23 protein-coding genes are annotated in these 23625 nt (G+C 69.0%); 13 read left to right on the top strand and 10 right to left on the bottom strand.

Annotated features, from left to right (window positions below; translation table 11 throughout):
- Positions 1-31 precede the first annotated feature (31 nt).
- From cofD to SK854_RS12180, 3 genes are read left to right on the top strand one after another with little or no spacing between them, the layout of a single operon-like run.
- The gene (gene cofD, locus SK854_RS12190) at positions 32-982 is read left to right on the top strand and encodes a 2-phospho-L-lactate transferase (RefSeq protein WP_319975170.1); all 951 of its coding nucleotides are present in this window, start codon (positions 32-34) and stop codon (positions 980-982) included.
- Positions 975-2297, top strand: a complete 1323-nt coding sequence (locus SK854_RS12185; RefSeq protein WP_319975169.1) for a coenzyme F420-0:L-glutamate ligase — start codon at positions 975-977, stop codon at positions 2295-2297. Before cofD ends, SK854_RS12185 begins: the two co-directional genes overlap by 8 nt.
- A complete protein-coding gene (locus tag SK854_RS12180) occupies positions 2294-2821 on the top strand; it encodes an NUDIX hydrolase (RefSeq protein WP_319975168.1) in 528 nt (175 codons plus the stop codon). The genes SK854_RS12185 and SK854_RS12180 overlap by 4 nt, the downstream gene beginning before the upstream one ends.
- On the opposite strand, the gene SK854_RS12175 is transcribed toward SK854_RS12180, so the two are convergent.
- Complete coding sequence (locus tag SK854_RS12175) at positions 2818-3699, bottom strand: DNA-3-methyladenine glycosylase family protein (RefSeq protein WP_319975167.1); 882 nt, start codon at positions 3697-3699, stop codon at positions 2818-2820. The genes SK854_RS12180 and SK854_RS12175 overlap by 4 nt on opposite strands.
- The gene (locus SK854_RS12170) at positions 3692-4759 is read right to left on the bottom strand and encodes a mannose-1-phosphate guanylyltransferase (RefSeq protein ID WP_319975166.1); all 1068 of its coding nucleotides are present in this window, start codon (positions 4757-4759) and stop codon (positions 3692-3694) included. The genes SK854_RS12175 and SK854_RS12170 overlap by 8 nt, the downstream gene beginning before the upstream one ends.
- Before the next feature lie 101 nt (positions 4760-4860).
- On the opposite strand from SK854_RS12170, the gene SK854_RS12165 reads away from it, so the two are divergent.
- The gene (locus SK854_RS12165) at positions 4861-5298 is read left to right on the top strand and encodes a hypothetical protein (protein ID WP_319975165.1); all 438 of its coding nucleotides are present in this window, start codon (positions 4861-4863) and stop codon (positions 5296-5298) included.
- 642 nt (positions 5299-5940) lie between these two features.
- On the opposite strand, the gene SK854_RS12160 is transcribed toward SK854_RS12165, so the two are convergent.
- The 3 genes from SK854_RS12160 to SK854_RS12150 all read right to left on the bottom strand — a co-directional run bounded on the left by SK854_RS12160 (position 5941) and on the right by SK854_RS12150 (position 9119).
- The gene (locus SK854_RS12160) at positions 5941-6795 is read right to left on the bottom strand and encodes a glycosyltransferase family 2 protein (protein WP_319975164.1); all 855 of its coding nucleotides are present in this window, start codon (positions 6793-6795) and stop codon (positions 5941-5943) included.
- A 144-nt stretch (positions 6796-6939) separates the two neighbouring features.
- On the bottom strand, positions 6940-8067 hold the full coding sequence (locus SK854_RS12155; RefSeq protein WP_319975197.1) for a glycosyltransferase family 4 protein: 1128 nt from the start codon (positions 8065-8067) through the stop codon (positions 6940-6942).
- Between the two features lie 80 nt (positions 8068-8147).
- Positions 8148-9119, bottom strand: coding sequence for a glycosyltransferase family 4 protein (locus tag SK854_RS12150; RefSeq protein WP_319975163.1), 972 nt, complete (start codon positions 9117-9119; stop codon positions 8148-8150).
- A gap of 20 nt (positions 9120-9139) precedes the next feature.
- On the opposite strand from SK854_RS12150, the gene SK854_RS12145 reads away from it, so the two are divergent.
- From SK854_RS12145 to SK854_RS12130, 4 genes are all read left to right on the top strand, one after another.
- Positions 9140-10042: a glycosyltransferase family 2 protein gene (locus SK854_RS12145; protein ID WP_319975162.1), complete on the top strand. Its 903-nt coding sequence runs from the start codon at positions 9140-9142 to the stop codon at positions 10040-10042.
- Between the two features lie 70 nt (positions 10043-10112).
- Positions 10113-10664, top strand: a complete 552-nt coding sequence (locus SK854_RS12140; protein WP_319975161.1) for a hypothetical protein — start codon at positions 10113-10115, stop codon at positions 10662-10664.
- 3 nt (positions 10665-10667) lie between these two features.
- Complete coding sequence (locus SK854_RS12135; protein WP_319975160.1) at positions 10668-13154, top strand: glycosyltransferase; 2487 nt, start codon at positions 10668-10670, stop codon at positions 13152-13154.
- A complete protein-coding gene (locus SK854_RS12130; protein WP_319975159.1) occupies positions 13155-14246 on the top strand; it encodes a glycosyltransferase family 4 protein in 1092 nt (363 codons plus the stop codon). It abuts the gene before it with no gap.
- A 252-nt stretch (positions 14247-14498) separates the two neighbouring features.
- Here the strand turns inward: SK854_RS12130 and rfbD are convergent, their stop codons facing one another.
- Together rfbD and rfbB are read right to left on the bottom strand one after the other, a co-directional pair.
- A complete protein-coding gene (rfbD, locus tag SK854_RS12125) occupies positions 14499-15347 on the bottom strand; it encodes a dTDP-4-dehydrorhamnose reductase (protein WP_319975158.1) in 849 nt (282 codons plus the stop codon).
- A 4-nt stretch (positions 15348-15351) separates the two neighbouring features.
- Positions 15352-16338 carry a dTDP-glucose 4,6-dehydratase gene (rfbB, locus tag SK854_RS12120; protein WP_319975157.1) on the bottom strand — a complete coding sequence of 329 codons (987 nt, stop codon included), beginning with the start codon at positions 16336-16338 and terminating at the stop codon, positions 15352-15354.
- Between the two features lie 195 nt (positions 16339-16533).
- On the opposite strand from rfbB, the gene SK854_RS12115 reads away from it, so the two are divergent.
- From SK854_RS12115 to SK854_RS12105, 3 genes are all read left to right on the top strand, one after another.
- A complete protein-coding gene (locus SK854_RS12115) occupies positions 16534-18009 on the top strand; it encodes an LCP family protein (RefSeq protein ID WP_319975156.1) in 1476 nt (491 codons plus the stop codon).
- Between the two features lie 69 nt (positions 18010-18078).
- Positions 18079-19266, top strand: coding sequence for an LCP family protein (locus tag SK854_RS12110; RefSeq protein ID WP_319975155.1), 1188 nt, complete (start codon positions 18079-18081; stop codon positions 19264-19266).
- A 10-nt stretch (positions 19267-19276) separates the two neighbouring features.
- Positions 19277-19960: a TIGR03089 family protein gene (locus SK854_RS12105; protein ID WP_319975154.1), complete on the top strand. Its 684-nt coding sequence runs from the start codon at positions 19277-19279 to the stop codon at positions 19958-19960.
- Here the strand turns inward: SK854_RS12105 and SK854_RS12100 are convergent.
- From SK854_RS12100 to SK854_RS12090, 3 genes are all read right to left on the bottom strand, one after another.
- The gene (locus tag SK854_RS12100; protein WP_319975153.1) at positions 19941-20357 is read right to left on the bottom strand and encodes a DoxX family protein; all 417 of its coding nucleotides are present in this window, start codon (positions 20355-20357) and stop codon (positions 19941-19943) included. The two genes, SK854_RS12105 and SK854_RS12100, sit on opposite strands and share 20 nt — an antisense overlap.
- Before the next feature lie 129 nt (positions 20358-20486).
- Positions 20487-21245, bottom strand: coding sequence for an META domain-containing protein (locus SK854_RS12095; RefSeq protein WP_319975152.1), 759 nt, complete (start codon positions 21243-21245; stop codon positions 20487-20489).
- Between the two features lie 85 nt (positions 21246-21330).
- The gene (locus SK854_RS12090; RefSeq protein WP_319975151.1) at positions 21331-22263 is read right to left on the bottom strand and encodes a trypsin-like serine peptidase; all 933 of its coding nucleotides are present in this window, start codon (positions 22261-22263) and stop codon (positions 21331-21333) included.
- 313 nt (positions 22264-22576) lie between these two features.
- On the opposite strand from SK854_RS12090, the gene SK854_RS12085 reads away from it, so the two are divergent.
- Both SK854_RS12085 and SK854_RS12080 read left to right on the top strand, forming a co-directional pair.
- Positions 22577-22903, top strand: a complete 327-nt coding sequence (locus SK854_RS12085; RefSeq protein ID WP_319975196.1) for an ArsR/SmtB family transcription factor — start codon at positions 22577-22579, stop codon at positions 22901-22903.
- On the top strand, positions 22900-23379 hold the full coding sequence (locus tag SK854_RS12080) for an SRPBCC family protein (RefSeq protein ID WP_319975150.1): 480 nt from the start codon (positions 22900-22902) through the stop codon (positions 23377-23379). Before SK854_RS12085 ends, SK854_RS12080 begins: the two co-directional genes overlap by 4 nt.
- The last annotated feature ends 246 nt before the right edge of the window (positions 23380-23625 follow it).

The raw sequence follows: 23625 nt of genomic DNA, 5'->3' as shown, positions 1-23625 counted from the left end.
ACGAACCGACGCTGTGGAAGCATGGGCGGGCGTGAAGGTCGTAGCACTGGTCGGCGGGGTCGGCGGCGCGAGGTTCCTGCAAGGACTCAATGCCCTCGGGGCAGATGTCACCGCGGTGGTGAACACCGGCGATGACGTGTGGATGCACGGGCTGCGCATCACTCCCGACCTCGACACCTGCATGTACACGCTGGGCGGCGGGATCGACACCGAACGCGGCTGGGGCCGTGCGGACGAGTCCTGGACCGTCAAGGAGGAGCTCGCTGCCTACGGCGCCGAGCCGACGTGGTTCGGCCTGGGCGACCGCGACATCGCGACGCACCTCGTTCGCACCCGCATGCTCCGCGCCGGCTATCCGCTGTCGGCCGTGGCGGAGGCGCTGTGCGACCGGTGGAAGCCGGGCGTGAAGCTGCTGCCGATGTCGGACGACCGCGTGGAGACGCACGTCGTCGTGGAGCTCGAGGGTGAGACGAAGGCCATCCACTTCCAGGAGTGGTGGGTCAAGCACCGGGCCGCACTGCCCGCGAAGTCGTTCGCGTTCGTCGGCGCCGAGACCGCCACCGCCGGGCCCGGCGTGCTGGAGGCGATCGCCGAGGCCGACGCGGTGATCCTGGCCCCGTCCAACCCCGTGGTGAGCATCGGCACGATCCTCAGCGTGCCCGGCGTGCGCGACGCGTTGCGCAAGACCGAGGCCGGCGTCGTGGGCCTGTCTCCGATCATCGGCGGGAAACCGTTGCGGGGCATGGCCGACGCTTGTTTGGACGCGATCGGTGTGGAGACCTCGGCCGAGGCGGTCGGGCGGCACTACGGCTCCCGCAAGTGCTCCGACGGCATCCTCGACGCGTGGCTGGTGCACACCGGCGACCGCGCCGACGTGCCCGGTGTCGCGGTGCGCGCGGTCCCGCTGCTGATGTCCGATGTGGACGCGACAGCGCAGATGGCCCGCGCCGCGCTGGACCTGGCCGGAGTCGAAGTTGACTGATCACGCCGCGGCTGCCCTGGAGCTGCTGCCGGTTCCGGGCCTGCCGGAATTTCGCCCCGGCGACGACCTGGCCGGCGCGATCGCGAAGGCCGCGGCCTGGCTGCGCGACGGCGACGTGCTCGTCGTCACGTCCAAGATCCTGTCCAAAGTAGAGGGACGACTCGTTCGGGTACCGGCCGATCCCGGGGAACGGGACCGGATCCGGCGCGAGCACGTCGACGCGGAGTCGGTGCGGGTGCTCGCCCGCAAGATGCGCACGCTGATCACCGAGAACAAGCTCGGCATCGTGCAGGCCGCGTCCGGCGTCGACGCCTCGAACGTGGCGGGAGACGAGATCGCGCTGCTCCCGGTCGACCCGGACGGCTCCGCGGCCTCGTTGCGCGGCGCTCTCAAGGACCTGCTGGGTGTCGAGGTCGCCGTGGTGATCACCGACACGATGGGCCGCGCGTGGCGGATGGGCCAGACCGACGCCGCGATCGGCGCGTCCGGCATCCGCGTGCTGCACGACTACGCGGGCGCGGTGGACGAGCACGGCAACGAGCTCGCGGTGACGATGGTCGCGATCGCCGACGAGATCGCCGCGGCCGCCGACCTGGTGAAGGGCAAGCTCGACTCGGTGCCGGTGGCGGTGCTGCGCGGGTTCGAGGTGGTGGACGACGGCTCCACGGCCCGCGACCTGAACCGGCCGGTCGAGGAGGACCTGTTCAGTCTCGGCACGGAGGAGGCGCTGGCCCAGGGCCGCGCTCAGGCCGTGCTGATGCGCAGGTCCGTGCGGTTCTACTCGGACGAGCCCGTCGATCTCGCCGTGGTGCGCAGGGCCGTCGGTGCGGCACTGACCGCGCCCGCGCCGCACCACACGAAGCCGCTGCGGTTCGTGCTGGTGCGGGAGAAGCGCTTGGAGCTGCTCCAAGCGATGCGCTCGCAGTGGGAAACCGACCTGCGCGCCGACGGGTTCACTCCCGAGCAGATCGCGCGCCGTGTCCGTCGTGGCGACCTGCTGGTGGAGGCGCCGGAGATCGTCGTGCCGTTCCTCGTCCGCGACGGCTCGCACGCCTATCCCGACGACCGCCGCTCCGACGCCGAGAAGACGATGTTCACGGTCGCCGGTGGCGCCGCCGTGCAGGGCCTCCTGGTGGCGCTGGCCGCCGAGGGCCTCGGCTCGTGCTGGGTGTCGTCCACGATCTTCTGCGCGGACCTCGTGCGTTCGGTGCTGGGTGTTCCCGGCGACTGGGAGCCGCTGGGCGCCGTCGCGATCGGGCATCCGACCGAGCCGCTGACGCCGCGCGAGCCGCTGGAAGGACTGATCGAACTGTGACGCTGCACGCCGACGCCGTCTCGACGCTGAGCCGGTTCGCGGGACAGGACGCCCTGCGCGAGGCCTACCTGGGCTTCCTGGCGGCCCGCGAGGACGCCTGCCGGCGATCTTGCGAGCCGGGGCACATCACGGCCTCAGCGTTGGTCCTGGACGCCACCGCGGAGCACGCGTTGCTGACGCTGCACCCGCGAGTGGGCCGATGGCTTCAGCTGGGCGGCCACTGCGAGCCTGAGGACTCAACGCTGGCCGGTGCCGCTCTGCGCGAGGCCACCGAGGAGTCCGGCATGCGCGGCCTGCGCATCGAGCCGACGCCGATCCACCTCGACGTGCACCCGATCACGTGCTCGCTCGGGTTGCCGACGCGTCACTTCGACGTCCGCTTCCTGGTCCGCGCTCCCGTCGGCGCGCAGCCGGTGCGGTCGGCCGAGTCGGTGGACCTGCAGTGGTGGCCGCTGGACTCGTTGCCGGACAACGTGGACGACCTGCACCCGTTGATCGAGAGCGCTCTCGCGCGGCTGCGTTAGAACTTGCGGTAGTCGCGCGGCGAGAACCTCGGCGCTCGCCGCGGCCGCCGCAGACCCGCCGCCTCCAGGTACATGACCGCGCGGTGGCGTTGCGGCTTGTAGGGCTCCAGCAGCTCCATCATGCCGTCGTCATCGCCCGGCGTGCCGGTCAACGCCCACGTGACGTTCTTGGCGACGTGGTAGTCGCCGACGCTCACGGCGTCCGGATCGCCCCAGGACCGTTGCGCGACCTCGGCCGACGTCCACACGCCGATGCCGGGCACCTTTTCGAGCAGCTCGCGGCTGCGCATCTCGGCTGCCTTCTCCAGCCGGTGCGCGACCTGCGCGGCGTTGATCAGCGTCCTTCTGCGGGCGCCGTCGAGGCCGCACTGGTGCCACTCCCAGTCCTGCAGGCCCAGCAACCGTTGCGGCGTCGGCGGAACCTTCAGCGGCTTCGGCCCGGGAGCGCTCTCGCCGAACCGCCGCCCCAGCTCACGCCACGTCCGGAAGGCCTCCACGCCGGTGACCTTCTGCTCCAGGATCGAGGCGAACAACAGGTCCCAGACCCGGTTCGTGGCCCCGAGCCGCAGCCCGGGCCGCTGCCTGCGCGACTCGGCGATGATCGGGTGGTGGGCGACGAACTCGTCCACCGTGTCATCGGCGCCGAGCAGGGCGGGCAGCCCGTCCAGCAGCCACTGCCCGCCCTCGCCCCACGCTTCCGCCAGCACCTCGCCGCTCGTCCTCGTGACGTGCAACGTGCCGGGCCCGCACGGCGTGTTCGCCGCGAACCAGACACCGCCCTCCGCACTGAAGGACGGGTCGCCTGGTCCGCGGCGCAGCCTGCCGAGCACCGCTCCCAGATCGAGTGGGAACGGTGGAGTCCAGGCTCTGCTAGGCATCCGTCGAGAAGCGCACGCCGGCCTCTGGCAGAACCACACCCGGCCACACCCGCGCTCCGCCGATCAACTCACACCGCGCGCCGATCACCGCGGAGTCGCCCACGACGGCGTCCCGCAGCACCGCACCGGCCTGCACGAGCGCACCGGCACCCACGATCGAACGCTCGACGATGGCGTTCTCACCGACAACGGCACCGTCGAACAAAATCGCGCCGTCGAGCACAGCACCGTCCGCAACCGTGCAGTTCGCACCGACCGCGGACCCGCCCTTGAGCGTCGCGCCTTCGTGCACGCTCGTGCCCTCAAGCACCAGATAGTCACCAGGCTGTGCAACTGCCGCCGACGGCGCAACACCGCGCACGAGGTCCGCGGACCCCTGCACGAACGCCTCAGGCTTGCCGAGGTCCAGCCAGTACGTGGCGTCCACGTGCCCCTGCAACCTCCGCCCCGCCTCGAGCAGCCCGGGGAACGTCTCGCGCTCCACCGACACCGGCCGCCCGGCGGGAATCGCGTCGATCACCTCGCGCCGGAACACGTAACAGCCGGCGTTGATCTGGTCCGTCGGCGGGTTCTCGGTCTTCTCCAGGAACGCCTGAACGCGCCCCTCGTCGTCCGTCGGCACACACCCGAACGCACGCGGGTCCGCCACCTTCACCAGGTGCAACGTCACGTCCGCCTCGTGCTTGCGGTGCGTGTCGACGATCCCCGACAGGTCGACGCCCGACAGGATGTCGCCGTTGAAGACCATCACGTCGGGCTCACGCAGCTTGTCCGCCACGTTGCGAATCGCCCCCGCCGTGTCCAGCGGCACCTCTTCCACCACGTACTCGAGTTCCAGCCCGAGCCTCGATCCGTCCCCGAAGTACTCCTCGAACACCTCGGCCTTGTAGGAGGTCCCCAACACCACGTGCGTGATGCCGACCTCCTTGATCCGAGACAGGAGGTGTGTCAAAAATGGCACCCCTGCGGTCGGCAACATGGGTTTGGGAGCGGACAGAGTCAGCGGGCGAAGACGGGTGCCCTTGCCCCCGACCAGCACCACAGCTTCGACGCCGTGCACCTTTTTCCTCCTCCGCGTTACAGCGAGCCGTTCGACGGAATACTCTGACACGAAGCAGATCGTCATATGGGATCTGGTCCCGGCAAGGAGCTAAATCCGACATGGACCCCCGCGACCGGGCCGACGCCATGCTCGCCCGCGCCCGCGCACGTGGGCGGAACATCGTGACGCCGGACAACATGACGTCCCCGATGGACTCCTCGGACACGCAACAAATCCCTCGCTCGCTGGTCAACGCCATGGACCCGCGCCGAGACCCGGACTCGACCATGATCCTGCAGCCCGCGCAGATGGGCCAGCAACACCACCAGCAGCAGCGCCCGCAACACCACGCGCCGGGCCAGCCCATGCCAACGCAACCGATGCCCGCCCAGTCGAGGCAGGGCCAGCAGAAGCAGGGCCAGCCGCTACCGGCACCGCAGGCCCCGGCAGATGACGCGGAGATCACTCAGGTCGTGCAGCCGGGCCTCATCCCGACCGTCTCGAACCACCAGCAGACCCGCAACTCGCTGACCCAGCGGCTGAGCGGCGACATGTGAGCACCCCCGGCGAACCCGCCGGGCAGGCTGACGCAGGGGTCCCCTTCGGGTTTGGCTCCCCCGCGACCCAACGTACAGAGCAGGTCTGACACTCCCGCGAAGCGAGAGCGAGAGCACCCGCGATGCCGAAGGCGAGCAGTCAGAGCGCAAGCGTCACGACAAGCGCCTGATCGCCCGCGAAGCCAGAGGCGAGCCGTCCTTACCGCGCGGTCACGGCAAGCACCCGCCCGCCCGCGATGCCGAAGGCGAGCCGTCCTTACCGTGCGGTCCGGGTGGGGTGGCTTCGTCACGAGTCGTGCCACAGCTCTTGCTGCAGCCAGGAAGGGGTGTCAACTCGACACGCTTTTCGTCGAGTTGACACCCCTTCCTGGCTGTGGCCCGCTCTTGGCTCGGCTCGTGACGAAGCCACCCCACCAACGCGCCCACCTACTCAACGCGCCTCCGCCCAACGCAACAGGCGTGCCATCAACCCGCGCACGGCGTGGACCCCGGCTTTTGATCAGATTGGCGGGGTCTGGGGCGGAGCCCCAGGAATCAGCCGCCACACACGCAAGCAACCCAACCACCTACGGACAACAAACCGCCGCCCGCCAACGAACCAGGGAGACGACCCACGAAACCGACGCGCCCACGCCGAAGGCGTCAGGCCCCCTTCCGAGTGAGAACCCAAGCCCTCAACCCAAGCCCAGCCTTCAACACACCCCGAAACGGCGCCCAAACCACCCCGGCATGCCGATCAGCCAGGTACCGGTAAGCACTCCGATGATGCTCCCTCAACATCCGATCCGAAGACCGGGCAGTCGAGTGCCCCCCGATGTGCACAACCTCGGCCTCAGGCACGTAAACGTTGACCCACCCAGCCGCACCGACGCGTTCGCCGAGGTCAACGTCCTCGAAGTACATGAAGTACCGCTCGTCGAACCCGCCAACGGAGTCAAAAGCCTCACGCCGCATCAAGAAACAGGACCCCGACAACCACCCGGCAGTCCGCTCGACGGGCGACTTCTCCTGCCGATAGGCCCGAGTCCAGGGATTCGACTTCCACACAGCCCCGAAAAGCGCATGCCCGACCCCACGCCCGAACGAGGGCAACAGCCGAGCAGACGGGTACACCTCCCCGGAGGGTTCCCGGATCAACGGCCCGAACATCCCACCCCGGGGCCACCGCTCACCAGCAGCGATCAACGCGTCCACGCTGCCGGGCGCGAACTCGATGTCGGGGTTGGAGATCAACACCCACCCGACGTCGGGCCCGAGAGCGGCGACACCACGATTGGCCCCACCGCCGTATCCGAGGTTCCCCCCGGTGGACAGGAACGTCACATGATCCCGAGACGCGGCAACCTCCTCGGGAACCCCGTCGGTGGACCCGTTGTCGGCCAGGATCACCTGCACCGGCCGGGAAGTTGCCTTCGAAAGGGTGTCCACAAAGGGAGCCAGCGTCTCGCCCGGCGAGTACGTGACCGTCACGACACCAAGTCCGTCGCCGTAGTTCACGCGCGTCACCCTAGCGTCGCCCGATCAGCCGCCGAAGCCGCACCGAGCCAGCGCACCAAGCCGGCACACCGAGCCGCCACACCGGAGCCAGCGCACCAAGCCGGCACACCGAGCCGCCACACCGGAGCCGGCACACCGGAGCCGTCAGCGCCGGCGTCGCACCAACGCCGCGCGCTCGTAGGCCAGCCGATGACGATCGGCGCTCACCGCCCACGAGAAGTCCTTGGCCCGCTGCTGTCCGGAAGCCGCGAGCGAGGCCCGGCGGGCCGGGTCGTCCAGCAGGTCGGCGACGGCAGCGGCGATGTCCCCGGCGCCGACACCGCAATAGGCAACGGCCTCGCCGCCCACCTCGGGCAGCGACAGCCGACGCGTCGTCAGAACGCACGCGCCACAAGCCATGGCCTCCAGCACCGGCAGGCCGAAGCCCTCGCCCAAGGACGGGTAAGCCACCAACTCGGCACCGCCCAGGAAGCCGGCGAGCTGCTCGAACGGCAGGTAGCCGGCGCGGATCACGCGGATGCGGTGCGGGACGGAGTCCAGGGCGCGCTCCACCTGGCTGTCCCAGCCGGGCTGGCCGGCCAGCACCAGAGCGGGCGGATCGGCTCGGCCCACCATCGCCTGGGCGAAGCCGCGGATCAGTGCCGGGACGTTCTTGCGGGGCTCCAGGGCGCCCAGGAACGCCACGTACGGCGTGTCCCCCAACGACAGGGCCTTGCGCACCGCCAGGACCTCGTCCGGTGACGGCGGGTGGAAGCGTTCGGTGTCGACGCCGTGCTGGGCGATGTGCAGGACTCGGCGGTCGGCTCCGGCCACGCGGACCAGTTCGTCAGCCGTGGCCTGGGACGGGACCACGCACAGGTCCGCGCGTCTTAGGGACGCTCGGGTCCAGGTGCGGAAGAAGCGGGCCTTCACGGACGAGTGCAGCACCGGGTCGGTGAAGAACGTGGCGTCGTGCAGCGTCACGACCGAGGCGGCCTTGCCTGCCAACGGGAGTGTGTAGTGCGGTGAGTGCACCACGTCGACGCCCAGGGTCCTGATCAGGCGCGGCAGTGTCGTCTGTTCCCAGGCCAGGCGGGCCGTCCTGGTGGCGACGGCGTCAGCGGCCCTGATGACCCTGGCGTTCGGCGCGATCTTGGTGAACAGGTCCTCGTCGCGTGGCTGGCACACGACGGAGAGTCTGGCCCCGTCCGCGTCCAGCGCCGCGACGAGCGAATCCACGTAACGGCCGACGCCGCCCCGGTCTGCGGGGATCGCGGTGGCGTCGATCAACACGCTGGGTTCGACGGTGGGCACGATCAGCTAGCGTAATGTCATTTGCTTATGCGTTTAACGGGAATGCACTAATCCGGTCGTTAAGCGTGTGTGTCCCAGACACCCTCCGCCGTCTTTTCCCAGGTGAACTCACTCGCGCGAGTGATTCCGGCCTCGACGGTGTGACGAGGATCAGCCAGGACGGCCCGCAGTCCTTCCGTCAACGAGGCCAGATCGCCGCGCCGCACGAGGGTTCCGGCGCCTCCCGCGACCTCCACCAACGCCGGGTCGTCGGAGTGCACGACGGGCACGCCGGCGGCCATCGCCTCCAGCACCGGCAGGCCGAAACCCTCGGCCAGGCTGGGCGCGGCGAGCACCGTGGCGCCGGCCAGCACCGAGGCGAGCCGCTGGTCGGAGACCTTGCCCAGCAACGTCACGTGCGGCGCGCTCAGGTCGACGCCGCCCCAGCCCTGCTGGCCGATCACGACCAACGGCACCCGCAACCGTTCCGTCGCCCGCACCAACAGCCCGAAGCCCTTGCGCGGCTCCACGGTGCCGATGGCGAGCACGTACGACGAGGGCAGGTCATCGGCCGGTGGGGCGACCAGTCGCGTCACGCCGTTGGGCACCACGTGCACAGGAACCTCGACGCGCACGCACGCCGCCAACTGAGACGCAACAGCGTGCGTCGGCACGACCAGAGCGCGCGCCTCGCGTGCCGCCCGCGCGATCACCTTGCGGTGCCAGGCGACCCCGCGCGGCGTCAGCGTCTCCGGATGCGTCCACGGCACCACGTCGTGCACGGTGACGACGGCGCCCGGCAGCGGGGCGAGTGGCGTCGGGGCGTGCACGTGCGGGCCGAGCTTCGGCGGAAGACCGCGCTCCCACAACGCCACCAGCGCCCGGCGCGGCACCCTGATCACGCGGTCGGCGCGGGACGTCGCCGCGGTCACCACGGACCAGCCGTCAGGAACGCTCTCCCCCAACGCCTTGAGCAGCTCCGCCGTGTAGCGGCCGGTTCCGCCGGGGACCGGGGCGTTGAGTTGCTCGGTCAGCACTACTAGCTCGGGCACGTCGCGTACCGTCTCACGCCGTGTCGGCAGTCAGCACCGTGGTGGTCGTGACGTGGCGAGGCCGTGACCACATCACGGCGTGCCTGGACGCCCTCGCGGCCCAGAAGAGTCCACATAGGACGATCATCGTGGACAACGCGTCCGACGACGGCACTGCCGAGCTGATCAGCGGACATGAGGTCGTGCGGCTGCCGCGCAACCGCGGTTACGCGGGCGGTCTCGCCGCCGTTCTGGACATGGTCGACACCCAGTTCGTCGCGTGGCTCAACGACGACGCGGCGCCGGACCCGTCGTGGCTGGCCGAGCTGGAGAGCGCTCTCAACGGTGAGCCCGGAGCAGCAGCCGCCACCTCGTCGATCTTGCTCACGGACGGCTCGACGCAGTCCGTCGGCGTGGCGCTGACCGCGGACGGCCACGGCAGGGACGTCGTGCTCGCCGGACGCGAGGTGTTCGGGTTCTGCGGTGGCGCGGCGCTGCTCAGGACCGACGAGCTCAGGGCGGTGGGCGGCGTCCCGGCGAGCTTCTTCTGCTACTACGAGGACACCGACACGGCCTGGCGGCTGCGGCTGGCCGGGCACCGGGTGATCTCGGTGGGACCGGCGCGGGTCAGGCACAAGCACGGCGCCAGCACCCGTCCCGGCTCGACGCTCTTCCACCGCTGGAACGAGCGCAACCGCCTGCTGATGCTGCTGCGGTGCGCGCCCGCCTCGGTCGCACTCACCCAGCTCGCCCGGTTCGTCGCGATCACCGCGATGCTGCCGTTCCGCAAGAACGTGCCGGACGCGGCCAACTTCCGGCTCGGGCTCCGCGCTCAGGTCCTGGCCGAGGTGCTGCTCAGGCTCCCCACCACGCTCGTCCAGCGCCTCAGAGTCAAGACCGAGGTCCCGCGCACGAGCGTCTGGCGGGACTGGGCCGGCCGCTGATGTCCCGCGGCGATGGAACCTCCTGCCGCCCACAGGCGTCCCCCGTGACGATGAACCTCTGGAAGCAGTCGTGAGGCGGCCGGCGCCACTCATCGTGATCGGGCTCGCCGCGGTCGTCGTCGCGGTCGTGCTGGGCGCCGTCGTGCCCGAGCAGTACGAGCTCGCGGTGCTGATGCCGTGCTGCCTGCTGTCGATCGCGTTCGCGTGGGGCGTCGGCAAGCTCGGGCCGGCGTGGCTCGTGCTGCCCGCGTTCATGGTCGTGATCCCAGGCACAGCGGTGCTGGTCGGCGACGGTCACCGCGCGTTGATGGACGTGCTCGCCACGCCCCAGACGTGCGTGATCACCAGCGTCGAGGCCGTGCCGGGGCCGGACAACCCGGCGCACGCGCACCGCGTCACCTGCCCGGACGGCGCCGAGCTGCGGATAGTCGTGCGGGGCGAGCAGGACAAGAAGATGCAGCCGGGTCCGGCCACGGTTCTGCGGCATCCGCTGATGCGGCCGTTGCTCGCCGAGCGCAACGACTGGTCCACCGAGTGGGTCTTCGGGGTTCCTCTTGCTGTCTTGTTGCTCCTGATCTGTGCAACCACACTGCGGGCGCGCAGAGTGATGAGGCAGGCTTAGCGCGTGGATCGAGTCTCGCTGCCCGTCGTGTCCGTCGTGGTCGTCAACTATCGCGGCGCGGAAGACACCGTGACCTGCGTGCGCGGGCTGGCCGAGGTGGACTACCCGGCCGAGCTGCTCCAGGTGATCGTCGTCGACAACGAGGCGCACGACACCGCACGGCTGAAGGCGGAACTGCCGGGCGCCGAGATCGTCACCTCGGAGAAGAACCTCGGCTTCGCGGGCGGCTGCAACCTCGGCGTCGAGCACGCCACGGGCGGGGTGCTCGCGTTCCTCAACAACGACGCCCGCGCGGACCGGAACTGGATCAAGGCCGCAATCCGGGTGTTCCACTCCGAACCGGCGGTCGGCGCGGTCGCGAGCAAGGTCCTCGACTGGGACGGCGAGAAGATCGACTTCGTCGACGGCGGGCTGACCTGGTTCGGCATGGGCTACAAGCGGCACGCCGGTCAGGACGACGACGGCAGCCACGACGGCCCGAAGGACGTGCTGTTCGGCACCGGGTCCGCGATGTTCGTGCGCGCCGACCTCTACAAGAAGCTCGGCGGGTTCGACGAGCGGTTCTTCATGTTCTACGAGGACGTCGACCTCGGCTGGCGGCTGAACCTGCGCGGCTGGCGGGTCCGCTACGAACCGGCGTCGCTCACGTTCCACCGCCACCACGCGTCGATGAGCTCGATCCACGAGAGCCGCGAGCTGTACCTGCTGGAACGCAACGCGCTCATGTCGCTGTACAAGAACTTCTCCGACGAGACGCTGGCGAAGGTGCTGCCGGCCGCGCTCGCGCTGTGCGTGCGCCGGGCGACGGCCCGCGGTGAGATCGACCCCACGCAGCTGGAGATCACCCGCCGTCCCGCCGACCCCGCGCAGGACCGCGAGCCGGTCGGGATGTCCCGCCAGTCGCTCGCGGGGTTCCTCGCGATCGACCAGTTCGTCGAGCTGATGCCGTCGCTGGCCAAGTCGCGCAAGATCGAGCAGGCCGCGCGCCGGATGTCGGACACCGACCTCGTTCCGTTGATGCGCAAGGCTCTCGAACCGGCCTATCCCCTGCCGCGCTACCTCGCCGCCCACGACATCCTCGTGGACGTCCTGGGCATCGACGACGTGTTCGGCCGGCCCCGCAAGATCCTGGTGATCACCGGTGACGCGATCTCGGACCGGATGGCCGGCCCCGCGATCCGCGCCTGGCACATGGCCGACGTGCTGTCCGGCGAGCACCAGGTGCGGCTGGTCACCACGAACCCGCTGTGCGCGCCGCCCGACGCCCCGTTCGGCGTCGAACGCGCCCGGCCGAAGGAACTGCCGCCGCACGTCGCGTGGGCGGACGTGGTCGTGCTGCAGGGCCACGCGCTGGAGATGGTCGGCGAGCTGAAGAAGGAGTCGTCGACCAAGATCGTGGTCTGCGACATGTACGACCCGATGCACCTGGAACTGCTGGAACAGGGCAAGGACAAGGCGGACGACAAGCGCGCCCTCGACCTCGCCGCCGTCACCAAGGTGCTGAACACGCAGCTCGAACGCGGTGACTTCTTCCTGTGCGCGTCGGAACGGCAGCGGCACTTCTGGCTCGGCCACCTGGCCGCGCTGGGCCGGTTGACGCCGACGTTGTACGACAACGACCCCACGACGGCGTCACTGCTCGGGATCGTCCCCTTCGGACTGTCGGGCAAGCCGCCGCAGCGCACCGGCCCGGCGATCAAGGGCGTCGTGCCGGGCGTCACGGACGCGGACAAGGTCGTGATCTGGGCCGGCGGCGTCTACAGCTGGTTCGACCCGCTGTCGCTGATCGAGGCGATGGACCACCTGCGCAGGCGGCAGCCGTCCGCGAAGCTGTACTTCCTCGGCATGAAGCACCCGAACCCCGAGGTCCCGGACATGGACATCGCCGGCCAGACGCGGGCGCTGTCCGCACAGTTGGGGCTGACCGGCGAGACCGTGTTCTTCAACGACGGCTGGGTGCCGTACAACGACCGGCAGAACTGGCTGCTCGACGCGAACTGCGGTGTCACCACGCACTACGAGCACGTGGAGACCACGTTCGCGTTCCGCACTCGGGTGCTCGACTACCTGTGGGCGGGCTTGCCGATCGTCACCACGTCCGGCGACTCGTTCGCGGACCTGGTGGAGCGCGAAAGTTTGGGCGTCGTCGTACCGCCGGAGAACCCGGAGGCACTGGCCGACGCGCTGGAGAAGGTGCTCTACGACGAGGAGTTCGCGGCCGCGTGCCGTGAGCGCATCGCCGTCGTCCGCGAACGGTTCACCTGGGAGACGGCACTCGCGCCGCTGGCCGAGTTCTGCCGCAACCCCAGGCCCGCCGCGGACCGTCTGCCCGGCTCGGCCCCCATGGTGCGCACACCGGGGCTCAGCAAGGCGGACAAGGTGAAGCGGGACCTGCAACTGGTGCGCGAGTACCTGGACGCGGGTGGCCCGACCGAGTTGGCCAAGCGGGCGACGGGGCGTCTGCGGAAAATCGCGCGTGGTGGCAGGTAAATGGCGAGATCCCCGAAACCCCTCAAGGTGCTGCTCGACGGCACCCCTCTGCTAGGACATCGCACCGGAATCGGCCGCTACACCTCGGCGCTGGCCGAAGAACTGGCGTCGATGACGGACGACGTCGACGTACGGGCCGTGGCGTTCACGCTGCGCGGCTGGCGTGCGTTGCGCACCGTTCTCCCGCACGACGTGACCGCGCGCGGCCTGCCCGTCTCGGCACGGGCGCTGCGCGAACTGTGGCTGCGCGGCCCGTTCCCGCCGGTCGAGATGCTGGCCGGGTTCACCGACGTCATGCACGCCACGAACTTCGTGCTGCCGCCGACGATCCGGGCCGGCAAGGTCGTCACGATCCACGACCTGGCGTTCCTGGACGCGCCCGGCGACCTCCCGCCGTCCGACCGCCGGTTGCCCGAACTCGTCCGGCTGTCGGCTCAGCGCGCGGACGTGATCTGCACGCCGACCGCGGCCGTCGCCTCGGTCGTCGCGGACCGGTTCTCGGTGCCGCTGGAGAAGATCGTGGTGACGCCGCTGGGCGTCGACCCCGCCTGGTTCGCCTCGCGGCCGCCGTCGCCGACGTTGCGCGGACGGCTCGGCCTGGGCTCGGAGTACCTGCTGTTCGTGGGTGCGGCCGGGCCGCGCAAGGGCCTCGAGTACCTGATCAAGGCGCACGCGTCCGATCCGTCGCTGCCGCCGCTCGTGATCGTCGGGCCCGGCCGGTCCGGTGTGGACGGCCGGGTGCTGCGGACCGGGTACCTGTCCGACGTGCATCTGCGTTCGGTGGTGGCCGGAGCGACGGCGCTGGTGCTGCCGTCGCGGGACGAGGGTTTCGGGCTGCCCGTGCTGGAAGCATTGGCCTGCAACGTTCCTGTCGTGTGTTCGGACGTGCCCGCGTTGCGCGAGGTCGCCGGTGGGCACGCACTGCACGTGCCGGTCGGCGACGTCGAGGCACTGGCCCACGGGCTGGCTCAGGCCGTCGCGGCGCCGACCACTCCCGAGGCGCAGTCCGAACGGCGTGCGCACGCGTCCGGGTTCACCTGGCGGCGGTGTGCGGAGAAGACGGTCGAGGCATACCGGCGGAGCAGGGCCTGAAGTGCGTCTGCAAGCACTACCGGCTCGCGGTCGGTGGTACTTGCAGACGCCCCAACGACTTCACCGAGAGTGCGGCCTCGGCGAACGCTTGTCGAGCTGGCTCATCGACACCTGCCGCGAGCCCGTGACAACCGCAACGCATTTCAGGAAGCGTTGCCGATCGGAATCCGCTGTCACGGGACGCTGAGGTGTGCGCCCGGAATCGAACATGCCGAACAGGCTCCCGCACTTGGGACTACCGTGCCAGACCGGTCACCCCAATGGCGCAGCACCGGTACGGGGAGCTACCACCCCGGCGCGGACTGCCTCCGAAAGGGCGCTTCGCCAGTGCGGCAACGGGCGTAGTCCCGCCGCTGCCCACGCGGCACCCGACAGCACCGAGTAGGCGGGTCGCGGTGCCGGGCGCGGGAAGTCCGCCGTGGTGCAGGGCTGGACGCGTGCGGGATCGGCGCCGAGCTCCTCGAAAATGGCCTGTGCGAAACGGAACCAGGTGGTTTCGCCACCTCCGGTCGCGTGCAACAGGCGCGTCTCCGGCAGAACCGAGGCCAGCTCGAGAAGTCCGGCGGCGAGGTCGTGCGACCACGTCGGCGAACCGGCCTGATCGTCCACAACGGACAGCGAAGGCCGCGAGGATTCCAGCGCTGCCATGGTCTTCACGAAGTTCGAGCCTTGCACGCCGTAGACCCACGCGGTGCGCACGACATAGCCGCCCGCGTCCAGCACACGGCGTTCGCCTTCGAGCTTCGTGCGGCCGTACGCGGACTTCGGACCGACCGGGTCAGAAGTCTCGTAGGGCCGCGTGCCGTCGCCGGCGAACACGTAGTCCGTCGAGACGTGGATCATCGGAATGCCGGCGGAAGCGCACTCCTGCGCCAGCAGACCAGGGCCGACGGCGTTGACCGCGAACGCGCGGTCCTCGTCGGTCTCGGCGGCGTCGACGGCGGTGTACGCGGCGCAGTTGATCACCGCGGAGGCGCCGGCCAGGTCCGCGGCCACGACCTTCGTCACGTCCAGTTCAGCAGAGGACACCGCGCGGACGTCGGAGGACAGGGCGGCGAGGTCGTGGCCGAGCTGGCCACGACCACCGGGAACGAGGATCAACTTCTCAGCCCTTCGCCAGCGCCGCGCGCTCCTTGAGCGGCTCCCACCAGGCGCGGTTCTCGCGGTACCACTCGACCGTGTCGGAGAGACCGACGGTGAAGTCGACCTGCGGCGCGTAGCCCAGTTCGGAGGCGATCTTGGAGATGTCGACCGAGTAGCGGCGGTCGTGGCCCTTGCGGTCCTGCACGGGCTCGACGGCCGTCCAGTCGCGGCCCGTCGCCTCCAGCAGCTTCTCGGTCAGCTCGCGGTTGGTGAGCTCGGTGCCGCCGCCGATGTTGTAGATCTCACCCGGCCGGCCGGCCTCGGCGACGAGCTGGATACCGCGGCAGTGGTCGGCCACGTGCAGCCAGTCGCGCACGTTCAGGCCGTCGCCGTAGAGAGGCACCTTCTTGCCGTCGATCAAATTGGTGACGAAGAGCGGAATCACCTTTTCGGGGAACTGATACGGCCCGTAATTGTTCGAACACCGAGTGATGCTCACGGGCAGTCCGTGAGTGCGGTGGAACGCGCGCGCCAACAGGTCGGAAGAGGCCTTGGAGGCCGAGTAAGGGGAGTTCGGTTCGAGGATGTGCGTCTCGGTCCAGGAGCCGTCCTCGATCGAGCCGTAGACCTCGTCCGTCGAGACGTGCACGAACCGGCCCACGCCCGCGTTCAGGGCGCCCTGCAGCAGCGTCTGCGTGCCCAGGACGTTCGTGAGCACGAAGTCCGCGGATCCGGTGATCGACCGGTCCACGTGCGATTCGGCCGCGAAGTGCACGACGACGTCGATGCCGCGCATCTGCTCGGCGACCACGTCCGCGTCGCAGATGTCCCCCTGGACGAACTCGAACTTGCCCGCGACCGGCGCGAGGTTGGTCTCGCTGCCCGCGTAGGTGAGCTTGTCGAGCACCACCACTTCGGCACCGGCGAACGCCGGGTAGGACCCGCTCACCAACTCCCGCACGTAGTGCGAGCCGATGAACCCGGCCCCACCTGTCACCAGTACGCGCATGCCATTTCCTCCCGTGGTGTTCCCCGCTCGCAGTCTGTCACGTACCTAATCGCTGCAACCCACAGCAACGTCACGCCGTCTGACTTATAAAAGAACTAAGCTCGCGGTGTGGGGGAGGAAACGGCTGTGGAAGGCAGAACTCTGCCGGTCAGGGTGGTGAGCACCCGGCCGCATGGGGCCTTTCGCGCTTTCCTGATGACGGGGAAGATCTTCGTCGCGCTCGTCTCGGCCGCTGTGCTCCTCATCACGTCGTACGGCTGGAACAGGCTGCGCACGGCGAACGAGGGCATCGTCAAGACCGAGGTCATCTCCGAGGAACTCACCAAGCAGGGGCCCAAGCCGCTCGACGGCGCGGTCGACATCCTGCTGGTCGGCATCGACAGCCGCACCGACGCGCAGGGCAACCCGCTGTCGGACGAGGTGCTCGCCATGCTCAACGGCGGCATCGCCGACGGCGAGCAGAACACCGACACCATGATCCTCGTGCACATCCCGGTCGACGGTACCCGCGCGGTCGCGATCTCGTTCCCCCGCGACTCCTACGTCGAGATGGCCGACGGGTTCGGCAAGCACAAGCTCAACTCGGCGTTCGCGCGCCAGCGCAACACCGTCGACCAGCAGCTGCGCTCACAGGGCGTGACGGACGAGGCGCGGATCCGCACCGAGTCGATGGCCGCCGGTCGCAAGACGCTGATCAAGACGATCGAGGGCCTCTCCGGCAACCAGGTGCGGATCGACCGCTACGCCGAGGTCAACCTGGCGAGCTTCTACGAGGTCACCAAGGCCATCGGCGGCGTCGAGGTGTGCCTGAAGGAACCGACCTCCGACAGCGACTCCGGCGCGAACTTCCAGGCGGGCCAGCAGACGATCGAGGGCGCGGCCGCGCTGTCGTTCGTGCGGCAGCGCAAGAACCTGCCCGGCGGCGACCTCGACCGGATCGTGCGCCAGCAGGTGTTCATCGGCGCCCTCGCGAAGAAGGTGCTGTCGACCGGCACGCTGACGGACACGGACAAGCTCAACGGGCTGGTCGAGGCCGTGCAGAAGTCGGTGATCCTCAGTTCCGGCTGGGACATCACCACGTTCGCCGAGCAGATGCAGGGCCTCGTGGGCGGCAACTTCGAGTTCAAGACGATCCCGGTGGGCGACCCGACGGACACCTACAGCGACGGCAACGTGCTGCCGGTGAACCCCGCGCAGGTGCGCAAGTTCCTCACCGACCTGGCCGCGGAGAAGGACACGACGAGCAAGGCTCCGACCACGACCACCAGCCTCCCCGCGCCGCCGAACTCCTCGATCACCGTGCAGGTCTTCAACGCCGCCGGCATCCAGGGTCTCGCGTCGCAGGTGATGAACACGTTGGCGGCCAAGGGTTTCCAGCGCGGGCCCGTGGCGTCGGCGCCGCAGAACAGCGACACCACCGTCGTGCGGTACGCGACCGGTGAAGAGGGCTCCGCGCGCAAGGTCGCGGCGGAACTCGGCGCGGGCGTCGGCGTCGAAGAGGACGCGACCGTCCGAAAGGGACAGGTCCAGGTCTTCGTCGGCAGCGACTACCAGGCGCAGGGCGACGACTCCGAGGACATCGACCCGCAGGGCGTTCCCGGCACGTCGACGGCCGCCAGCTCGAGCAGCACCCCGCCGATCACGGCGGGCGGACTGGTCTGCGTGAACTGAAACCCCCGGCGTAACGGGCTTGCGATAGTTACGCTGAGCACGCAGAACCAGCACACGAAGGGCCAACCGTTGAGCACTGCCGCACGCGCGAAGAAGACCGCACGGGTCATCGGCCGTGTGGTGATCGCGCTTGTCGCCGTGGCGACGCTGGCGTTCTCCGGCTACTTCTGGACCGCGCTGCGACTGGTGAAGCAGAACACCAACACGACGCAGATCCTCCAGGTGCTGGAGGACATCCCGAACTCACCGCCCGTCGAGGACGGCGCGATCGACATCCTGCTGGTGGGCAGCGACAGCCGGACGGACGCGCAGGGGCGGCCACTTCCCGCGGACGTGCTGCGCAAGTTGCGCACCGAGGGCACGGACACGGTGAACACGGACACGATCATCGTGATGCGCGTGCCCCGCAACGGCGGCAAGGCGAGCGCCATCTCGATTCCACGCGACACGTACGTCCCGATCGCCGGCTACCGCGACGACAAGATCAATTCCGCGTACGGCGCGGTGAAGTACCTGACCGCGGAACGGTTGCAGGCCGAGGGCGTGAGCGACCAGCAGGAGCGCGAGCGCAGGTCGGACGAGGCCGGGCGCAAGGCGCTGGTGCAGGCGGTGCAGGACCTGACGGGGATGCGCGTCGACCACTACGCGGAGATCAACCTCTACGGCTTCTACCTGCTGACCGAGGTGATCGGTGGCGTGCAGGTGTGCCTGAAGGCCGGCACGTCGGACCCGAACTCCGGCGCGAACTTCCGCGCGGGCCCGCAGACGATCTCGGGCGGTGACGCGTTGTCGTTCGTGCGGCAGCGGAACATGCCCGGCGGTGACCTGGGTCGCATCGCGCGGCAGCAGGTGTTCATGTCGCAGGCGATGAAGCAGTTGCTGTCCGCGGGCACGTTCACCGATCCGGCGAAGATGAGCGGGCTGCTCGACACGGTGTCGAAGTCCGTTGTCGTGGACGAGAACCTCGACCTCGCGACGCTGGCGGCGCAGGCGCAGGGGCTCGCGTCGGGCAACGTGGAGTTCGCGACGATCCCGGTGACGAGCATCGACGGCCGCAACGAGCGCGGGCAGAGCATCGTGACGGTCGACCGCGAAGCGGTGAAGGCGTGGGTGGCGCAGCTGATCGGCGAGACCCCGAAGCCCGTGCCCTCGTCGACGACCCCGAGTACGCCCGCGCGGTTCGGCCCTGAAAAGCTGCTCTCGCTGGACGGCGCGCACGCTGTCGCAGCACGCCAGGATGTGCCGTGCGTCGACTAGGGAGTACCGCGTGAGCGTGACCGAGATCCTCTTCGCGCCGTTGCTGAAGGCCGATCCGGGTCGTCCGCTGATCACGCACTACGACGACGCGGCGAACACGCGGATCGAACTGTCGCGCGCGACCGTGAAGAACTGGGCCGCGAAGACGGCGAACTGGCTGCGTGACGAGCACGACGTCGAACCGGGTGACTCGGTCGCGGTGCTGCTGCCCGCGCACTGGCAGACCGTGGGCCTGCTGCTCGGCGCCTGGTGGTGCGGTGCCCGCGTGGTCGGTGCCGGAACCGAGGCGAAGGTGGCCGTGGTGCCACCCGGTGGCACTGCCGACGCGGACGTCGTGGCCGTGGCCTCGTTGCACCCCATGGGGTTGGGCTCCGGCGCCCCGGTCGACTACGCCGACGACGTGCGCGTGCACGGCGACGACTTCATGCCGTGGGAGCCGATCGCGGGTTCCACGCTCGCACTGGGCGAGTCCACTGTGGACGAGGTGGTCACTCAGGCGCGGGAGCTCGGCGCGAAGCTCGGCTCCGAGCCACGCGTGCTGTCCACTCTGGAGTGGAACTCGTCTTCCGCCGTGCTGGAAGGATTTCTGGCCGTGCTCGCGGCCGGCGGCTCGCTGGTGCAGGTGAGCAATCCCGACGCGGGCCTGCTGGCCGCGCGCCGGGAGAGCGAGAAAGTCACGCAGCTGCTGGGTTGAGCACCTTGTTGTTCTTGAACAGCACGCGGTCCAGCGCGTAGGCGCCACCGTTGAAGCCGAGCGCCAGAGCGGCCGCGCCGAGCACTACGACCAGCTCGGAGCCGCCCTCGCCGAGAAGGCCGTTCGGCAGGTGCACGAGGACCCACGCGCCGATCATGTTGATGGCGAGCAGCACACCGGCGACCGGCAGCGCCAGACCGGCGATCAGCGCGAGGCCACCGGCGAGCTCGACCGACGCGGCGAACCACGCGGACAGCGTCGGCAGCGGCACGCCCATCTTGTCGAACGAGCCAGCGGTGCCCGCCATGCCGAACTCGGTGAACTTCTGCCAGCCGTGCGCGACGAACACGACGCCGACGGCGATGCGCCCGATGAGTGCGGCGATGTCCTTGACCATGTTGCTTGCTCCCCGATCCTGTCGTTCAGCAGTAGGTCGTTCTGCCTCGAACCAAAACTAGTGCAGGTTTGAACGACCTCATGATTTCGACAGGATTCCAACAGCGAGTCCTTAGGTTCGCTGGTCCCGCTACTTCTTGAGCGTCAGGCCGGTGCCCTCCGCGTTGGTCAGGATCAGCGAGGAGCGGTTGATCTTGTAGGTGGCCTCTCCCTTGCCCAGCGCCTCCGTGACGGCCGTCTCCACCTCGTTCACCTCGCCGCATCCCTTGTCGGTGATGGGCCCGAGCTCGACCTTGATCGTCTGGCCGGCGAGTTCGTACGGCAGTTCGCTGCCGTTGAAGTTGCAGCCGGTGTCCACGGCCACGGTGCCGTTCTTGAACGAGATCGTGGCCTTCACGCCCGCGGGCACGGACGAGACGGCGTCGCGCGTGACGAGTCCGTCGACGGTCCAGGTGCCCTCCAGGGTGGCGGGCTGTTCCGTCGCGAACACGATCTCCGTGTCCGAGCCGGTGAGCACCAGGTTGGTGCCGTCGAGCTTCCAGGACGGTGTCGCGCGGAGCAGGTTCGACAGCCACTCGTCCTGTTGGTGCAGCTCGGGTTTGGGGCAGCCCATCGCGGTCATGGCGAGGTCGGAGACGGAGAGCTTGCCGTCGTCGAGCTTCACCGGGCTCTGCATCTGGTTGCAGCCGGCACTCGCTATCACCCTGCCGTCGTCGGTGAATCTCAGTTCCACCCGCGTGCCCTCGACCATGGCGCGCGGCTGGCCCTGTTCGGTGACGGAGGACGAGACGTACACCTTGCCCCGCAGGTTCGCGCCCTGCCCCGCGGAGGGGCTCGTGCAGGCGGTGGCGGCCAGCATCAGGACGGCGAGGGCGATTCGGGTGCTCATGCGAGTAGGACGGAACGTCGTGGCCCTGTGGTTGCCCGAAGGCCGGGAGCGGGATTCCCGCGCCCGGCCAACGGAAGATTCGATGTCACGGGGACAGCGACTCAGCGAAGTCGTAGAGACTCTTGATGTCGTTGTCGAAGTACGGCCCATCCATCTGGCTCGCGTCGGCGTGCCGGTGGCTGACCACACTGTTGATGTAGCCCAGCCCGTTCTGGTCGTTGTACTCCTGCAGCCACGGTCCGCCGGACGATCCGCCGGTCATGTTGCACCAGGCCCGCACCTGCTGGCTGTGGCCGTTCCAGGTCGTGCCCTGGCAGAAGTACTGCAGCTCACCGGTGAACGGCGCACCCGCGGGGTAGCCGAGGATCGTGACGGACACCGAGTAGCCCCAGTTCCAGCGCAACCCGTTGCCGCCCACGACGTTCGCGATCGAGCTGCCGCCGAGGGTCTGCATGATGACGATGCCCATGTCCTCGTCACTGTTGCTGGAGTTGATCCAGGCAGTGCGAGCCGTGAGCTGGTAGGCACTCCACGTGCCGAAGGGGCGCGCGCCGTTGCGGTAGCGAGGCACGAACACCCAGTTGCTCATCCACTGGCCTCCGGCACCGCCGTGCACGCAGTGCCCCGCCGTCTGGACCAGCTTCCTCTTGGCACTGCTCACGGTCGCGCCGGAGCAGACGTAGTTCAGGCCGTTGGCCGGGTTGGTGAAGTACACCTTTCCGACTGTCGCCGACTCGTTGAGCATCGTCCCGATGCCCTGCGCCTGCTCGGCCTTGACCTTCACCGAGGGTGCGACCCCTTCGATGCTGCCCGCACGACCCGAGGGCTGGTGTGGGGAAGCGGCCTGAACCGTGGCGGGAGCCTGAGCAGGGATCGCGGTGGCCATGCGCTCCGGAGTCCAGTACGCCTCGGCCGCGGCGGCCGACTGGATCTTGTTGTCGGAGGTTCTGGCCAGGCTGGCAGCGCTGCCGTTCGGTGCCGCCTGCGCGGTCGGCACGAGCACGGAAGCAGCCAGCAAAAATCCGAACGCTAATGAAACAGTTCTTTTCGCTCTCATTCGAAATACCTCACTAAACGAGGTTCACTTGCGGCTTTTCGAACGTAGCGATGCCTCTGACCTGGTGTCCAGCCATATTTTGAAGTTGCTCTGTTCAGCCCCGCCCCCATTCCATGCCTGCCAGAAAAAGGTCCATCCGGGCCATTTCTTCGACCGATGTGCCGGATTGGAAAGCGCTATCCAGGCAGTCGATCTTGAACTTGGGGGTTGACAGACCGCACGCTCGTCGCTGTACTTAACCCAGTGGTTAGATAACCAAGTGGTTAGGTACGAGATGGACCAGCTGAGCGCTACCTTCGCCGCACTGGCGGACCCGACCCGCCGGGCGATCCTCGCGCGGCTCACCGAGGGCCCGGCAACGGTGAAGGAGCTCTCCGAGCCGTTCGACATCAGCGGCCCGGCGATCTCCAAACACCTGCGAGTGCTGGAGAAGGCAGGCCTGATCACCCGCGGCAGGGAAGCCCAGTGGCGTCCCTGCCAACTCGACGCGACACCTCTTCGGGAGGTCACCGTGTGGGCTGACAACTACCGCCGCTTCTGGGATGCGAGCTACTCGCGCCTGGACGCACTCTTGACCGAGATGAAGGAGAACGAGAAATGACCACCGTGAAGTTCGGCACGACCGTCACCCTCCCGTCCGACACCGAGATCGCGATGTCGCGTTCGTTCGACGCGCCCGCTTCGTTGGTGTGGAAGGCTTTCACGACCCCCGAACTGCTGCGGCGCTGGTTGCTCGGCCCCGACGGCTGGGACATGCCGATCTGCGAGGTCGACCTGCGCGTGGGCGGTCAGTGGCGCTACGGCTGGGCGCAGCCGGACGGCTCCGGGGCGTTCGAGATGCACGGCGAGTACACCGAGGTCACGCCTCATTCGCGGATCGTCAACACGGAGATCTTCGAGGACAACCCTCCGGCCGTCTCGACGGTGGAGTTCGTGGAGGTGGACGGTCAGACGACGATGACCACCACGATGCGACTGGTGTCGCAGGAGGCCCGGGACGCGGTGCTGGCGACCGGCATGGCAGACGGCGCTGGCCGCAGCTACGAGCGGCTGGGCGAGGTCCTGGCCACGCTGTGACCTGTTCTGCGGAGTAGTGCGGGCAGCGATCTGGGCGATGCTCCGCGTGACCGGTCACGCGGAGGGCTGCCACGAGCCCCGGCTGACCTGGAACAGGGACGCGTCCGCACGTTCCCGATGCTCGACGAGAGCTCGATCATGAGCATGTTCGGGTTCCCAGCAGGGCCACGTGAGGTCGAGGCGGCGGGAATCGTCCACAGTGGTCGTTCTGCCGGCAACCCTTTGCCCGGCTTGAGGTTGGCGGAC

The organism is Lentzea sokolovensis, from assembly GCF_033949975.1.
Classification (GTDB): Bacteria; Actinomycetota; Actinomycetes; order Mycobacteriales; family Pseudonocardiaceae; genus Lentzea; species Lentzea sokolovensis.
This window is presented reverse-complemented; position numbering and strand designations above follow the sequence as displayed.

Bases quoted from the DNA above. Each gene is read 5' to 3' on its own strand.
- SK854_RS12175 (WP_319975167.1), bottom strand. From the start codon at position 3,699: ATGCCTAGCAGAGCCTGGACTCCACCGTTCCCACTCGATCTGGGAGCG.
- SK854_RS12165 (WP_319975165.1), top strand. From the start codon at position 4,861: ATGGACCCCCGCGACCGGGCCGACGCCATGCTCGCCCGCGCCCGCGCA.
- SK854_RS12130 (WP_319975159.1), top strand. From the start codon at position 13,155: ATGGCGAGATCCCCGAAACCCCTCAAGGTGCTGCTCGACGGCACCCCT.
- rfbB (WP_319975157.1), bottom strand. From the start codon at position 16,338: ATGCGCGTACTGGTGACAGGTGGGGCCGGGTTCATCGGCTCGCACTAC.
- SK854_RS12115 (WP_319975156.1), top strand. From the start codon at position 16,534: ATGACGGGGAAGATCTTCGTCGCGCTCGTCTCGGCCGCTGTGCTCCTC.
- SK854_RS12100 (WP_319975153.1), bottom strand. From the start codon at position 20,357: ATGGTCAAGGACATCGCCGCACTCATCGGGCGCATCGCCGTCGGCGTC.
- SK854_RS12095 (WP_319975152.1), bottom strand. From the start codon at position 21,245: ATGAGCACCCGAATCGCCCTCGCCGTCCTGATGCTGGCCGCCACCGCC.
- SK854_RS12085 (WP_319975196.1), top strand. From the start codon at position 22,577: ATGGACCAGCTGAGCGCTACCTTCGCCGCACTGGCGGACCCGACCCGC.
- SK854_RS12080 (WP_319975150.1), top strand. From the start codon at position 22,900: ATGACCACCGTGAAGTTCGGCACGACCGTCACCCTCCCGTCCGACACC.